Annotated in this window: 12 protein-coding genes, 5 tRNA genes and 1 rRNA gene; all 18 read left to right on the top strand. The window is 54.5% G+C overall.

The window, feature by feature from the left end:
* Positions 1-4 precede the first annotated feature (4 nt).
* The 18 genes from rrf to rpoB all read left to right on the top strand — a co-directional run bounded on the left by rrf (position 5) and on the right by rpoB (position 15035).
* Positions 5-120, top strand: a 5S ribosomal RNA gene (gene rrf / locus ABNH18_RS03935).
* Between the two features lie 999 nt (positions 121-1119).
* Positions 1120-2802: an AMP-binding protein gene (locus ABNH18_RS03930; RefSeq protein WP_349381548.1), complete on the top strand. Its 1683-nt coding sequence runs from the start codon at positions 1120-1122 to the stop codon at positions 2800-2802.
* A gap of 5 nt (positions 2803-2807) precedes the next feature.
* Positions 2808-3770 (top strand): biotin--[acetyl-CoA-carboxylase] ligase, encoded by a 963-nt coding sequence (locus ABNH18_RS03925; RefSeq protein WP_349381547.1) that lies wholly within the window; start codon positions 2808-2810, stop codon positions 3768-3770.
* Positions 3767-4504 carry a type III pantothenate kinase gene (locus ABNH18_RS03920; protein WP_349381546.1) on the top strand — a complete coding sequence of 246 codons (738 nt, stop codon included), beginning with the start codon at positions 3767-3769 and terminating at the stop codon, positions 4502-4504. Before ABNH18_RS03925 ends, ABNH18_RS03920 begins: the two co-directional genes overlap by 4 nt.
* Before the next feature lie 17 nt (positions 4505-4521).
* Positions 4522-5172, top strand: coding sequence for an SPOR domain-containing protein (locus ABNH18_RS03915; RefSeq protein WP_349381545.1), 651 nt, complete (start codon positions 4522-4524; stop codon positions 5170-5172).
* 83 nt (positions 5173-5255) lie between these two features.
* A tRNA-Thr gene (locus ABNH18_RS03910) sits at positions 5256-5331 on the top strand.
* Positions 5332-5408: 77 nt separating this feature from the next.
* A tRNA-Tyr gene (locus tag ABNH18_RS03905) sits at positions 5409-5492 on the top strand.
* Positions 5493-5570: 78 nt separating this feature from the next.
* Positions 5571-5644: transfer RNA gene (locus ABNH18_RS03900), tRNA-Gly, on the top strand.
* A 43-nt stretch (positions 5645-5687) separates the two neighbouring features.
* Positions 5688-5763: transfer RNA gene (locus ABNH18_RS03895), tRNA-Thr, on the top strand.
* A gap of 156 nt (positions 5764-5919) precedes the next feature.
* A complete protein-coding gene (gene tuf / locus ABNH18_RS03890) occupies positions 5920-7110 on the top strand; it encodes an elongation factor Tu (protein WP_007151164.1) in 1191 nt (396 codons plus the stop codon).
* Positions 7111-7177: 67 nt separating this feature from the next.
* Positions 7178-7253, top strand: a tRNA-Trp gene (locus ABNH18_RS03885).
* Between the two features lie 43 nt (positions 7254-7296).
* On the top strand, positions 7297-7671 hold the full coding sequence (gene secE / locus ABNH18_RS03880; RefSeq protein ID WP_349381544.1) for a preprotein translocase subunit SecE: 375 nt from the start codon (positions 7297-7299) through the stop codon (positions 7669-7671).
* A 9-nt stretch (positions 7672-7680) separates the two neighbouring features.
* Positions 7681-8223, top strand: coding sequence for a transcription termination/antitermination protein NusG (gene nusG / locus ABNH18_RS03875; protein ID WP_349381543.1), 543 nt, complete (start codon positions 7681-7683; stop codon positions 8221-8223).
* 115 nt (positions 8224-8338) lie between these two features.
* A complete protein-coding gene (gene rplK, locus ABNH18_RS03870) occupies positions 8339-8767 on the top strand; it encodes a 50S ribosomal protein L11 (protein WP_349381542.1) in 429 nt (142 codons plus the stop codon).
* Between the two features lie 3 nt (positions 8768-8770).
* Entirely contained in the window at positions 8771-9466 is a 696-nt protein-coding gene (rplA, locus tag ABNH18_RS03865) for a 50S ribosomal protein L1 (RefSeq protein ID WP_349381541.1), read from the top strand.
* A gap of 306 nt (positions 9467-9772) precedes the next feature.
* Positions 9773-10303, top strand: a complete 531-nt coding sequence (rplJ, locus tag ABNH18_RS03860) for a 50S ribosomal protein L10 (RefSeq protein ID WP_349381540.1) — start codon at positions 9773-9775, stop codon at positions 10301-10303.
* 65 nt (positions 10304-10368) lie between these two features.
* The gene (rplL, locus tag ABNH18_RS03855; RefSeq protein ID WP_349381539.1) at positions 10369-10746 is read left to right on the top strand and encodes a 50S ribosomal protein L7/L12; all 378 of its coding nucleotides are present in this window, start codon (positions 10369-10371) and stop codon (positions 10744-10746) included.
* A 146-nt stretch (positions 10747-10892) separates the two neighbouring features.
* Positions 10893-15035: a DNA-directed RNA polymerase subunit beta gene (gene rpoB, locus ABNH18_RS03850; protein ID WP_349381538.1), complete on the top strand. Its 4143-nt coding sequence runs from the start codon at positions 10893-10895 to the stop codon at positions 15033-15035.
* The last annotated feature ends 75 nt before the right edge of the window (positions 15036-15110 follow it).

Here is a 15110-nt window from a genome sequence, read left to right as displayed (position 1 = left end):
TTTGCCTGACGACCATAGAATGTTGGAACCACCTGATCCCATGCCGAACTCAGAAGTGAAACGACATATCGCCGATGGTAGTGTGGGGTTTCCCCATGTGAGAGTAGGTCATCGTCAGGCTCTTAAATACAAAAAAAGCCCCCTAGCATAATGCGCTAGGGGGCTTTTTTTGTATTTGATTCGCTGCGCTCACCCTTCGGGCCAGCCTGAAAAACGGCTGTTCGGCTTCGCAAGCGAAGCACGTGGATACGGTAATTAATTTTCCCTACCTTGCGGCAAGGCCACCATGTGACAAGCAGTGCTCCGCAGGAGCAAGCTTGGTGCGCCGAAGGCGTCCCGCAGGGATGACGAGCATGCTCGTCACACACTGTAGGTCATCGTCAGGCTCTTAAAGAAACAAAGAACCCTCGTCGCGCAAGCGTCGGGGTTTTTTTGCGTTCGGGCTGGGCAGAATCGTGCTCTGTGTCACCACCAGGCACTGCTAGGCCCCCACACCCTCCCTGTAATACCCTTGCCAAAAAGACCCGCCGCTGATCGTTTCTTCTGAGTGTGTCAGTTCGAGGCAGCGTTAGGGCGACGGCCTTTCGCTATGATGCAGTATGTATGGTTTTAGGTTCGGGCCCTAAGTCGCAACCCTCTGCTTATTCATAAGATGCTCTTTTTTATTGTGTAAGCGATTTTAATTTGAATAAGTTTTCCTTCTTTATCTGTTCTGCGTTAGAGCTAAAGCGTAGACAGTGCGCAATTCGGGATCAGCTCTCTGAATTTAGTTCACATCGAGTTAATAAATGTTTTGCTTTAAACACGCTTTATTCGGGGGCTTTCTGTCTTTATTCTTGTTGCTGTGCCATTGGGTATCCCTAAGGTAAACAAGCGTTTACCGTTCGTTCGGTAGCTTGGAAAGGCTCCATTGCTGGGAGCGAAAGTGGTATGGTTGAGCCTTGCTGCTTTGGCTTGGTAGCGGAAGTGATCTGCTTGACAGCGTTTGGCTGGTGGCTTGCCGGGAAGATGTTTCATCTGCCCGGCCATCGCTAACAGAATCCGCAGGTTCGGTCCGCACCGGTTTGCCATTGAGCAGTCTGTTTCTTTGAATTTTGGACTCGGGAAAGGTTGAAGATTATGACAACAGAAAAAAGTGCGCTAACTCCATTGCAAGCGCTGGCTCAGCGCTGCTCACAGCACGGTGATGCAGTGGCGTTTGTTCAGCCCCTGGGTGGCGGTAAGCTGCGTGAGTATACGTGGAAGCAAGTGGATGAAGAGGCGCGTAAAATTGCTGCCTACCTGCAGTCCCAGGGGATGCAGAAAGGCGATCACGTTGCGTTGGTGTCCAAGAACTGTGCGGAATGGATTATCACTGACGTGGCAATCTGGATGGCCGGTGGCGTCAGTGTTCCCCTTTACCCGACGCTGGTGGCCGAGACGGTGCGTCAGATCATGGAGCACAGTGAGTCCAAGTTCCTCTTTGTTGGCAAGCTTGACGACTGGGACATGATGAAGGCCGGTGTGCCAGAAGGGGTCGCACAAATCGCATTGAGCCTGGCGCCTGAAGATGCCCTGCAGGCGTTCCCGAAATGGCCGGACATTATTCGTGATACGGCGCCGTTGGCGGATGTGAATGTGCCGGATCTCAGCGATCTGGCAACCATCGTTTATACCTCTGGCACCACCGGGATGCCAAAGGGCGTGATGCACGACTTTGCGAGTCTTTCCACTGTCGGTGAGAAGATGATCAAGGTGTACGATCTTAAGCCCGACGAGCGTATGATTTCTTATTTGCCTCTGTCTCATGTGGCTGAGCGCGTGGCAGTCGAAATCGCCGTGCTGTATGTCGGTAATAAAATCTTTTTTGCCGAGTCTCTGGATACCTTTGGCGAAGATATCAAGCGGGCACAGCCAACCATATTTTTTGCGGTGCCGCGTATCTGGTCCAAGTTTTACCAGAAGGCCTCTGAGGCCGTGCCACCGAAGAAACTCAATCGGTTGCTTAAGGTTCCTTTCCTCAACAAGATCATCAAGAAAAAAGTGCTTGGTGCCATGGGCCTGGATGAATGCCGCATTGCGCTGTCCGGAGCTGCTGCGTTGTCACCGGAAATTATTACCTGGTTTAAGAAACTGGATCTGGAAATTCTCGAAGTCTACGGTATGACCGAAAACTTGGCTTGGTCTCACACCACGGAAGTGGGTGACCAGCAAATCGGTTGGGTTGGGACGCCGAATGATGGTGTGGAATGCCGTATTGGCGAGAGTGGCGAAATCCTGGTGCGCAGCTTGGGTAATATGAAGGGTTACTACAAGCAGCCAGAAAAGACAGCGGAAGATCTGACCGAAGGCGGTTGGTTGCGCACGGGTGATGTGGGTGAGGTTGACGGTAAGGGTCGCTTGCGCATCACTGGTCGCGTGAAAGAGATTTTTAAAACTGAAAAAGGCAAGTATGTCGCGCCGGCGCCGATTGAGAACCGTCTGTCGACGATGCCGGGTCTCGAGTTGGCCTGTGTGGTCGGGCAAGGAATGGGGCAGCCGGTTGCCTTGCTTAACATTACTCCGGAAGAGCAGGAGCGTTTGAGCAAAGGCAGTGAGAAAGAGCACTTCACCAAGGAGCTGGAGAAGCTTCTCGCTCGAGTAAATGAAGTGCTGGATCCTCACGAGCGTATGACGACCTTGATCGTGTGCAAGGATGCCTGGAATGTCGAGAATAACCTGATCACCCCGACACTGAAGCTGAAGCGCAACGAAATCGAAAAGCGTTACGGCGATGATATTGTTCAGTGGTCCAAGACGCGCGGGGTTGTTTGGGAGGCTTGAGCGCGATGAAAGAGGCGGACCAGTCATTGGTCCGTCTTCTCGCCGACGGAAATTTTCGTTCAGGTTCAGAGCTTGGGGATGTGTTGGGTATTTCCCGGGCCGGGGTCTGGAAGCGTGTCCAGCGCTTGGCAGATTTTGGCCTCACTCTGGAATCCGTGAAGGGCAAAGGTTACCGGCTGGCCCAGCCGCTGGAGTTGATCGACTCGGATATTGTGCAGCGCCGCTTGGGCGGGGCTGCGGACCTCCACTATCAGTGGGTCACCGGCTCCACCAATGCGGATGCCCTTGCATTTGAGGGGCCTGTCTCCCGTCCCCAAGTGTTTGTCACCGAATGCCAGTTGGCTGGTCGCGGTCGCCGCGGCCGGGCCTGGCAATCTCCGTTCGCCGCGAATCTCTATGTTTCCATTCGGTTCACGTTACGTGGTGGCTTTGCCGCGTTGGGTGGGTTGAGTTTAGCTGTTGGTGTGGCTGTTGCCGAGGCATTGCGCGAGCTTGAGCCCGCCCTGCCAATTGCGCTCAAATGGCCCAATGACCTTTTGGTTGATGGCGCCAAGATTGGTGGTGTGTTGATCGAGCTTGCGGGCGAGATGGATGGGCGTGTAGATGTGGTTATCGGCGTGGGGCTCAATGGCCGGATGACGGCGGGCCAGGCTGATGCCATTGATCAGCGCTGGGTCGATTTGGCGGCTGTATTACCGCAGATGCCATCGCGCACGGATCTCACCAGCCTGGTGATTGCCCGGTTACTGGGTATGTTGCCGCTTTTCGAGAGCGATGGATTTGACGCGTTTGCGGACTCGTTCGCTCAGCTTGATGCGGTATCCGGCAAGAATGTGGTTGTCAGGGCCGTGGATCAGGAGCTCGTTGGTGTTGCTGCTGGGGTGGCCTCTGATGGGGCGCTATTGCTGAAAACAAAAGATGGGCTGCGCTCCCTGTACGGCGGAGAAGTGAGTTTGAGAATCCAATGAAGCTGTTTGTTGATGTGGGCAATACCGCCATGAAGTGGCGTTACTGCGACGGCGCAACGGTGCATCAGGGTGGCTGCCGCCATGAGCGCGAATGGTCGCGAGTGGTGGATGTCATGTTGGTGGGAGCGGGGCGGTCACCTGATGAAATATGGATCGCGTCTGTCGCCGGACCGGAGGCTGATGCAGTGATTGCCTCTTGTCTTGCGGATCTTACTGGCTGCCTGCCCCGGTTTTATTATTCCTGCCAGTCTGATTTTGGGGTGCGTAGCTGTTATCCGGATCCGAGAAAGCTGGGCGTCGATCGCTGGGTTGCGATGATTGAAGGCTTTCAGCGCTACGGGGCGTCAATCATTGTCGATTGCGGCAGTGCGTTGACCATCGATGCTGTAGATGGGCGTGGCGACTTTCTGGGTGGGTACATTGTGCCAGGGCTTGGCATGTTGCGCGGCGCCTTGCTGCGCGATACCTCCGATGTACATATTGAGCCGGGAACGGCACGGCTGCAGCTCGGGCAGTCTACCGGCGAATGTGTCCATAACGGACTCTTGCGCATGTCTGTGGCCTTTGTCACGGAGGTGGTGGTTGAACTGCGCCAAGTGCTTGATGATACTAGCAAAGTGCTCGTCACGGGCGGCGATGCGCCGGAATTGATTGGATCGTTTCCGTTTGCCTTTCAGCACGCACCGGATCTGGTCCTGGATGGGCTGGAGCGAGTGGCGGCACGACAACAATAAATAATGGGGGAACACCTGTGCGGTGGATATTCTACAGTTTGCTGGTAATCAATCTGGTCTACGTGGGGGTTCAGTTAACTAAGTCGTTGGCCCCTGAGCCTCCTTCGTTGCGCTTGCGGGTGTCTCAGGCTGCGGCGGGCGGCGAGCGCTTGCAGTTACTTGCGGATAGTCCTCAGCCGCAGAGTGTGCCGGCAGCGAGCGTGTCCGGTGGGAGCTTGTGTCCGGTGGTGGGGCCATGGGAAAGCCGTGAACAGGCAGAGGCTGGCGCAGTGCAGCTCAACGCTATTGGGCTGCCGGGGCGGGTGCGGGGGTTGAGCGTGCAAAAAGACCGCCTTAACTGGGTTTATTTGCCTCCTTATGAGGATAGAGAGCGAGCACTGCGGGTGCTGAGAGAATTGCAGGATCACGGTGTGGACAGCTTTATCGTCAAGGAGGGAGGGGACGCCAATGCCATTTCGCTGGGGTACTTCTCCAGTTCTGAGTCTGCAGAAGGGCTGCGATTGAAGATGCAGAATGCAGGCTATCCGGCGTTTGTCCGTGAAACGGCCCGAGATGTGACCGAATATTGGGTTTACCTGGCTGACACAAGGCCTGAAGAAAATGCCGACTTGAAGGTGTTTCTCGAAGGAAATCAGTCGCTTGGTACCGACAAGGTTTCTTGCTACTGATTGAGTGCGCAATTATTAGGCGTTTGATGTCTAAGTGGATTGCGTCCCCCCATACCTTTCTATAGAATTCGCAACCCTTGTGAGCTGGCGTAGCTCAGTTGGTAGAGCAGCTGATTTGTAATCAGCCGGTCGGGGGTTCGACTCCTCTCGCCAGCTCCAATTTTTAAACGCTTGGTAACTACTTGAAAACAAGTTGACAAGTTGTTGAAGCGTAAAGAGAATGTAGGCCCTTTTCTGGAGGGGTTCCCGAGTGGCCAAAGGGATCAGACTGTAAATCTGACGCGAAAGCTTCGGAGGTTCGAATCCTCCCCCCTCCACCAGATAAGTTGATTTCGCCACGCAGCATGAGCGGCGCAGCGAAATCAAAAGCCGGATTGCTGGAAGGCAAAACAAGGTTAGCGGGTATAGTTCAAAGGTAGAACCTCAGCCTTCCAAGCTGATGATGCGGGTTCGATTCCCGCTACCCGCTCCAATCCGGAGAGGTTTGGTCGCCGCTAAGGTGGCATGAAGGTTATGCTCATGTAGCTCAGTAGGTAGAGCACACCCTTGGTAAGGGTGAGGTCACCGGTTCAAATCCGGTCATGAGCTCCAATTTCCGGGCCCGGGTATATCCTGGGTCCGGCTTCATGTGTCTTGATGGTGCCAAGGTGGTCTGCGCGAATGAGCTGCAGTCCTTAAATGTGACTTTATCGGGTGTATGCGCGCCATATGGCGAGAAAGCACAGCCAAGTTAAGAGGTGAAGAGTCGTGGCAAAGGAAAAGTTTGAACGTAATAAACCGCACGTAAACGTAGGCACCATTGGTCACGTTGACCATGGTAAAACCACCCTGACTGCCGCGCTGACACGCGTATGTGCAGAAGTATGGGGCGGTAGCGCCATTGCTTTCGATGGTATTGATAATGCCCCGGAAGAGCGTGAGCGTGGTATTACCATCGCGACCTCACACGTAGAGTACGATTCTCCGACTCGTCACTACGCCCACGTAGACTGCCCCGGTCACGCTGATTATGTGAAAAACATGATCACCGGTGCCGCGCAGATGGACGGCGCAATCCTGGTATGTTCCGCAGCTGACGGCCCCATGCCGCAGACTCGCGAGCACATCCTGCTGTCCCGTCAGGTTGGCGTACCTTTCATCGTTGTGTTCCTGAACAAAGCGGACATGGTTGACGATGAAGAGCTGCTCGAGCTGGTAGAAATGGAAGTGCGTGAGCTGCTGAGCGACTACGACTTCCCGGGTGACGATACTCCGATCATCAAGGGTTCAGCCCTGAAAGCACTGGAAGGTGATACCAGCGAAATCGGTATGCCTGCCGTGCAGAAACTGGTTGAGTGCCTGGACGAATACATTCCGGAGCCGGAGCGTGCCGTTGATCAGCCGTTCCTGATGCCGATCGAAGACGTATTCTCCATCTCTGGTCGCGGTACTGTGGTAACTGGCCGTGTAGAGCGTGGCATCATCAAGGTGGGTGAAGAGCTGGAAATCGTGGGTATCCACGATACCACCAAGACCACCTGTACCGGTGTTGAGATGTTCCGCAAGCTGCTGGACGAAGGTCGCGCTGGTGAGAACGTTGGTGTTCTGCTGCGTGGTACCAAGCGTGATGAAGTTGAGCGTGGCCAGGTACTGGCCAAGCCGGGCTCCATCAAGCCGCACACCAAGTTCGTTGCTGAGGTTTATGTCCTGAGCAAAGACGAAGGTGGTCGTCACACTCCGTTCTTCAACGGCTACCGTCCGCAGTTCTACTTCCGTACGACTGACGTGACAGGTGCATGTACTCTGCCGGAAGGTACCGAAATGGTAATGCCGGGCGATAACGTGCAGATGGACGTTGAGCTGATCGCTCCGATCGCCATGGAAGACGGCCTGCGCTTCGCGATTCGCGAAGGTGGCCGTACCGTTGGTGCCGGCGTGGTAGCTAAAATCACCGAGTAAGTCTTTCGGTGATAAAGGGTGGCGGGCAGGCCCGCCACCCTGTTTTGTTTCAGGTTTAAAGAGTTACAGGCCAGTAGTTCAATTGGTAGAGCACCGGTCTCCAAAACCGGCTGTTGGGGGTTCGAGTCCCTCCTGGCCTGCCAATTTTCCCAAAACTGCCACTCGGGTGGTGGGGTGCATCGTCAGATGAGCGAGAAAACAGAAGCGCGTTCCGGCTCTGCCGCCTTTGAGGCGGTGAAGTGGTTGTTGGTTGTGGGGTTTGTTGCTGCGGCCGTAGTGGGCAATAGCTATTTCTCCGACCAGGCGACCCTGTATCGGGCGATCGGTGTTGTTGCTGTTTCTCTGGTGGCGGTGTTTGTTGCTCTGCAGACTGAGCAGGGCAAAGCGTTCAACCAGTTGCGCAAGGATTCGCTGGTCGAGCTGCGCAAGATTGTGTGGCCGACGCGTCAGGAAACCTTGCAGACCACGCTGATTGTTTTGGTCTTTGTTGTGATTGTGGCCCTGTTGCTGTTTGTGCTCGACTGGATTCTCGGTGGGCTCATGTCCTGGGTTATTGGCTAAGGGGTAAGCATGGCAAAGCGCTGGTACGTAGTACACGCCTATTCAGGTTTCGAGAAATACGTAAAACGTGCTCTTGAGGAGCGCGTTAATTTGCGTTCTATGGAAGAGCTTTTTGGCGAGATCTTGGTGCCCACAGAAGAAGTTGTGGAAATCAAGGGCGGCCAAAAGCGCAGGTCAGAGCGTAAGTTCTTTCCAGGTTATGTTCTGGTGCAAATGGAGATGTGTGATGACTCCTGGCACCTGATCAAAGAAACCCCGAAAGTCATGGGTTTCATTGGTGAGGATCCGAAGAATCCGGGTCGTGTTTCGCCGATTACCCAGAAAGAGGCTGATGCTATTCTGCGTCGCATGGATGATGCGGTTGAGAAGCCGAAGCCGAAAACATTGTTTGAGGCTGGTGAAGTGGTGCGTGTTAATGACGGGCCCTTTGCTGACTTCAATGGTGTGATTGAAGAAGTGAATTACGAGAAAAGCCGTTTGCAGGTGGCTGTGATGATCTTTGGTCGGTCTACACCGGTAGAGCTGGAGTTCGGTCAGGTCGAAAAAACCTGATTGATAACAGTGGATAAATTAGGGTGCCCTGGTCGCTGTAAAGGTGGCCGGGGCGTTTTGACAACCTGAGGGGAGCCCGTCATAGGCGCGGCGTTTGCACCCAAGGAGTCTTAAAATGGCGAAGAAAGTACAGGCCTACATCAAGCTGCAGGTTGCAGCGGGTAAGGCTAATCCGTCACCGCCGGTTGGTCCCGCTCTGGGTCAGCACGGTGTAAACATTATGGAGTTCTGTAAGGCGTTTAACGCCCAGACTCAACAGCTGGATGCCGGTGCGCCGGTTCCGGTCGTGATTACCGTTTACAGCGATCGCTCCTTTACCTTCACCATGAAGACGCCGCCGGCAGCTTACCTGTTGAAGAAAGCTGCTGGCATCAAGAGCGGTTCCGGTGAGCCGAACACCAAGAAAGTGGGCAAGGTAACCCGTGCGCAGCTGGAAGAGATCGCCAAGGCTAAAGAGCCGGATCTGACCGCTGCGGATCTGGATGCCGCTGTGCGCACTATCGCGGGTTCTGCCCGTTCCATGGGCCTGGATGTGGAGGGTTAACCAATGGCTAAACTGTCTAAGCGTAACCGTGCCATCCGCGAGAAAATTGAAGCGGGTAAGTTGTACCCGGTTGAGGAAGCGGTCGCCCTGCTGGCTGAACTTTCTGCCGTGAAATTCAAAGAGTCTGTGGACGTGGCGGTGAACCTGGGTGTTGACCCGCGTAAATCCGACCAAAACGTTCGTGGTGCTTCTGTGCTGCCCCATGGTACCGGCAAAACGGTACGTGTTGCCGTGTTTGCTCAAGGCGCGAAAGCCGAAGAAGCGAAAGAAGCCGGTGCGGACGTTGTCGGTTTTGACGACTTGGCCGAGAAGGTTCAGGCGGGCGAGCTCGACTTTGACGTGGTGATTGCTTCCCCGGACGCCATGCGCGTTGTCGGCAAGCTGGGCACCATTTTGGGTCCGCGCGGTTTGATGCCGAACCCGAAAGTTGGCACCGTGACTCCTGACGTTGCCCAGGCGGTGAAAAACGCCAAGGGTGGCCAGGTGCGTTACCGTACCGATAAGGGCGGTATCATTCACTGCACCGTCGGTCAGGTGGGTTTCGACTCCAATGCCATCAAAGAAAACGTGGAAGCGTTGATCGCTGACCTGAAAAAGGCCAAGCCATCTTCCGCTAAAGGGGCTTTCTTCAAGAAAGTGACCTTGTCCACCACCATGGGTCCGGGTCTGTCCATCGATCCTGCATCTCTGGCGATGTAAGAAGTTTCGATCCTGTCGCAAGACAGGATCAAAAGGGCTTTGATCCCGGCGGCGCGTCTCTTGCAGTGAGCGGCGCCGGGGCGTCAAAGACCGCAGGTTTCCGGTGCGTTTTGGTGTCTGCCTTTATGAGGTAAGTAAGCCGCCGGAATTAAGGGGTAACCGCCTGCGCAGGCGCGGTAGTTGTTTCCTGATTTGTTCAGGTTGTGGCTCCGCGATAATAGCCGGGAAACCGGCTCTGGCGACCGCCTCGAAATCAGATTGCAGTCGATTTTGACGGTTAATGTTTGTGAATCCAGGAGGTACATCATGCCTTTGAATCTGGAGGACAAACGAGCGATTGTTGCTTCGGTTAATGCTATTGCTACTGAAGCGCTGTCTGCTGTGGTTGCTGACTATCGTGGTCTCACTGTTTCTCAGATGACTGAGTTGCGTAGTAAGGCCCGTGAAACCGGCGTGTACCTGAAAGTAGTACGGAACACGTTGGCGAAGTTCGCCGTGAAAGACACAGAATTTGAGTGTCTGAACGATGCACTGGTTGGCCCCACTGTTTTGGCTTTTTCCCAGGATGATCCGGGCGCTGCTGCTCGCCTCATCAAGGATTTCGCCAAAGACCATGACGCGCTGGAAGTAAAAGCTCTGGCCGTGGGTGGCGTAACTTATGGTGCACAGGATATCGATGTCCTCGCCAAGTTGCCGACTCGCGACGAAGCAATTTCTCAGCTCATGTCCGTTATGCAGGCCCCGGTGGCCAAGTTTGTTCGTACCCTCAACGAGGTGCCTGGCAAATTTGTTCGCACGGTTGCTGCAGTCAAGGACCAGAAACAGAGTGCTGCCTGATTTTTCAGGTTGCGTAACTACCCGATCCAATCGGATCACCCACGGGGTGATTTAGGAGATTGAAAATGGCCGTTTCCAAAGAAGATATCCTCAGCGCTATCGCTGATATGAGTGTTATGGATCTCGTTGAACTGATCGAGACCATGGAAGAGAAGTTCGGCGTTACCGCCGCTGCTGCTGTTGCTGCTGCTCCTGCAGCCGCTGGTGGTGAAGCTGCTGCCGCTGAAGAGCAAACCGAGTTTGACGTTGTTCTGACCGGTTTCGGTGACAAGAAAGTTGGCGTGATCAAGGCTGTCCGTGAAGTGACTGGCCTGGGTCTGAAAGAAGCCAAAGAGCTGGTAGAAAGCGCTCCCGCTCCTGTTAAGGAAGGCGCTACTAAAGACGAAGCCGAAGAGATCAAGAAAAAGATCGAAGAGGCTGGCGGCGCTGCCGAGCTCAAGTAAGCGCATTAGCGCTATGTCTTTCCGCGGTTTCGCGGAAAGGCGCCGGCTGGCAGCTTTTTGGCTGCCAGCCTTTTGTCGTTTCTGTATGAAGGGTTTCATGCAGAAATATCACCACAGGGTGATAGGTCAACAGCTGAGGAACGCAGATGGCATACTCATTCACTGAGAAAAAGCGGATCCGCAAAGATTTCGGCAAGCTTCCGAAAGTTATGGAGGTGCCTTATCTCCTGGCGATACAGCTCGATTCTTACCGTAAATTCCTGCAGCAGGATAAGAGCGCAGAAGAACGCCTGGAAGAAGGTCTGGAAGCCGCTTTCCGATCGGTATTCCCGATCGCCAGTTATTCAGGAAATGCAGCGCTGGAGTATGCCGGCTACGAGTTCGGCAAACCCGTTTTTGATGTAAAAGAATGCATCATTCGCGGTACTACCTACGCGGCGCCATTGCGTGTGCGTATTCGTCTGGTGATTTACGATCGTGAATCATCCGGGGCGATCAAGGATATTCGTGAACAACAGGTCTACATGGGCGAAATTCCCCTGATGACCGAGAATGGTACCTTCGTTATCAATGGTACCGAACGTGTAATCGTGTCTCAGCTGCACCGGTCTCCCGGTGTGTTCTTCGACCACGATAAAGGCAAGACTCACTCTTCAGGCAAGCTGCTCTATTCTGCCCGGGTGATTCCTTACCGTGGTTCCTGGCTGGACTTCGAATTCGATCCCAAAGACCAGGTCTTTGTACGGATCGACCGTCGCCGCAAACTGCCGGCGACTATCCTGCTGCGTGCGTTGGGGTATACCTCTGACGAAGTGTTGGAGATGTTCTTCGACACAAACGAAATCGCAGTGGAAGACGGCATTTACCGCATGAAGCTGGTGCCGGAGCGTTTGCGTGGTGAAACCGCAACCTTCGAAATTCTGGCGGACGGTGAAGTCGTTGTGGAGCGTGGTCGTCGTATTACCGCGCGCCATATTCGCCAGTTGGAAAAAGCCAACATCGAATACCTGGAAATCCCGGCTGAATACCTGCAGGGCAAATACCTGGCGAAGACGATTGTCGACCAGGATACCGGTGAAGTCGTGGTGGAGTGTAATACCGAGCTGACCGCGGAAACGCTGGAAAAGCTGGATCAGGCCGGCATTGCCGACTTTGAAACGCTTTACACGAATGACTTGGATAACGGCCCGTTCATTGCCGACACCTTGCGTGCTGATCCGACCCGCACTCCGCTTGAGGCGCTGGTCGAAATCTATCGCATGATGCGTCCCGGTGAGCCGCCGACCAAAGAGTCGGCCGAAAACCTGTTCAAGAACCTGTTCTTCACCGACGAGCGCTATGATCTGTCTGGCGTTGGCCGCATGAAGTTCAATCGTCGTCTGGGTCGTGAAGACGAAACAGGCCCGGGCATCCTCTACGATGGTCGCTACTTCAGCAATCGCTCTGATGAGGAAGGCAAGCAGTACTTTGAGCAGATGGGCGGTGAAACCTCCGACATTATCGAGGTGCTGAGAACGCTGGTCGATATCCGCAACGGCAACGGTGTGGTCGATGATATTGACCACTTGGGTAACCGTCGTGTGCGTTCAGTGGGTGAAATGGCAGAGAACCAGTTCCGTGTGGGGCTGGTACGTGTCGAGCGTGCAGTCAAAGAGCGCCTGAGCCTGGCAGAATCCGAAGGCTTGATGCCGCAGGATTTGATTAACTCCAAGCCAGTTGCCGCTGCGGTGAAAGAGTTCTTTGGCTCTTCTCAGCTGTCCCAGTTCATGGATCAGAACAACCCGTTGTCTGAGGTGACCCACAAGCGTCGGGTTTCTGCGTTGGGCCCGGGTGGTCTGACCCGTGAGCGTGCCGGCTTTGAGGTGCGTGACGTTCACCCGACCCACTACGGTCGTGTGTGTCCGATCGAAACCCCTGAAGGTCCAAACATCGGTCTGATTAACTCTCTGGCCACCTATGCCCGCGCCAATGAGTATGGCTTCCTGGAGTCGCCGTACCTGAAGGTGATTGATGGCAAGGTCAGCGAAGATATCGAATACCTGTCTGCGATCGAAGAGGCCGAGTGCGTAATCGCACAGATTGACGCGAAGATGAACGAAGACGGCAGTTTCGAAGAAGACTTCGTTACCGTGCGTCACCGTTACGAATTTACCGTGATGGAGCGAGACACCATTACTCATATGGATGTCTCTCCCCGTCAGGTGGTGTCTGTTGCGGCGTCCCTGATCCCGTTCCTCGAGCACGATGATGCGAACCGTGCCTTGATGGGTTCCAACATGCAGCGTCAGGCTGTGCCAACTCTGCGTGCGGACAAGCCGCTGGTAGGTACTGGTTTCGAGCGTCATGTTGCCCGTGACTCCGGCGTATGTGTGGTTGCGACCCGTGGCGGTATCGTCGATAAGGTCGATGCATCACGTATTATTGTTAAGGTTAATGACAGCGAAGTGAGCGAGGGTGAAGCAGGGGTAGATATCTACAACCTGACCAAGTACACCCGCTCCAACCAGAACACCTGCATCAATCAGCGTCCGCTGGTGAAAGTGGGTGATCGGGTTGCTGCCCGCGATATCATGGCTGATGGTCCTTCTGTGGACATGGGCGAATTGGCCCTGGGTCAGAACATGCGCGTGGCGTTCATGCCTTGGAATGGTTACAACTTCGAGGATTCCATCCTGATCTCCGAGAAGGTGGTGAAGGATGATCGATTCACTTCCATTCACATTCAGGAACTGACATGTATCGCCCGCGATACCAAGTTGGGTCCGGAAGAGATTACCGCTGATATCCCCAATGTGGGTGAAGCGGCGCTGTCCAAACTGGATGAGTCCGGCATTGTCTACATCGGTGCAGAAGTTGAAGCCGGTGACATTCTGGTGGGTAAGGTAACGCCAAAAGGTGAGACCCAGCTGACGCCTGAAGAAAAACTATTGCGTGCCATCTTCGGTGAGAAGGCCTCCGACGTTAAAGATACCTCTCAGCGTGTATCTTCTGGCGTAAAAGGCACCATCATCGATGTTCAGGTATTTACACGTGACGGTGTAGAGAAAGACGAACGCGCTCGTCAGATCGAGCAGGCTGCCCTAGAGCAGTTCCGCAAGGATCTGAAGGACGAGTACCGTATTCTCGAGGTGGATATTCTTGAGCGTCTGCGCACCGTAATGGTGGGTAAGAAGGTCAATGGCGGTGCTGGCTTCAAGCGCGGTGCTGAGATGACCGGTGAAATCCTGGATGGCCTCGATGCTGACAAGTGGTTCGAACTGCGTCCGGCTGACGATGATGTGGCCGAGCAACTTGAGCGTGCCCAGCAGTATCTGGAGCAGCACAAGAAAGAGCAGGACGAGCGCTACAAGGACAAGCAGGCCAAGATCTCCGGTGGTGATGATCTGGCTCACGGTGTCCTGAAAGTGGTCAAGGTTTACCTGGCAATCAAGCGTCGTATTCAACCCGGTGACAAGATGGCCGGCCGTCACGGTAACAAGGGTGTGATTTCCGTAATCATGCCTGAAGAAGATATGCCGCATGACGAGAACGGCGTGCCGGTGGATGTGGTATTGAACCCGCTGGGTGTACCGTCCCGTATGAACGTGGGGCAGATTCTTGAGACCCACCTGGGTTGGGCTGCCAAAGGTCTTGGTGAGCGGATCGGCGAAATGCTGGCCGAGCAGAAGAAGATTGCAGACATTCGCGTCTTTCTCGACAAGATCTACAATCAGGCCGGTGCCGGTGGCACTCCGGAAGATCTGGACAGCTTCAGCGATGACGAAATCATCGACTTGGCCAAGAACCTGGTGGGCGGTGTGCCCATGGCGACCGCGGTATTCGACGGTGCCAAAGAGTTCGAGATCAAAGAGCTTCTGGAGCTGGCAGGCCATGACCGTTCCGGTCAGGTGCAGTTGTGGGATGGTCGTACCGGTGAAGCCTTCGATCGCAAGGTCACCGTGGGCTACATGTACATGCTCAAGTTGAACCACCTGGTGGACGACAAGATGCATGCACGTTCCACTGGCTCCTACAGCCTGGTTACCCAGCAGCCGCTGGGTGGTAAGGCGCAGTTCGGTGGTCAGCGTTTCGGGGAGATGGAAGTGTGGGCGTTGGAAGCCTATGGCGCCGCTTACACCTTGCAGGAAATGCTCACTGTGAAATCCGATGATGTGAATGGCCGTACCCGCGTGTACAAGAACATCGTGGACGGTGACCACCGCATGGATCCGGGTATGCCGGAATCCTTCAACGTGTTGCTGAAGGAAATTCGTTCACTCGGTATCAATATCGAGCTGGAAAACGACTGAGGCAGTGGGCGCTGCCGGTTAATCGGCAGCGCCACTGTTACCCGGGTTTAGGAAAGAATCTAGAGCGAAAGCTCA

The sequence above is a fragment of the Alcanivorax sp. genome (assembly GCF_040118815.1).
Classification (GTDB): domain Bacteria; phylum Pseudomonadota; class Gammaproteobacteria; order Pseudomonadales; family Alcanivoracaceae; genus Alcanivorax.
This window is presented reverse-complemented; position numbering and strand designations above follow the sequence as displayed.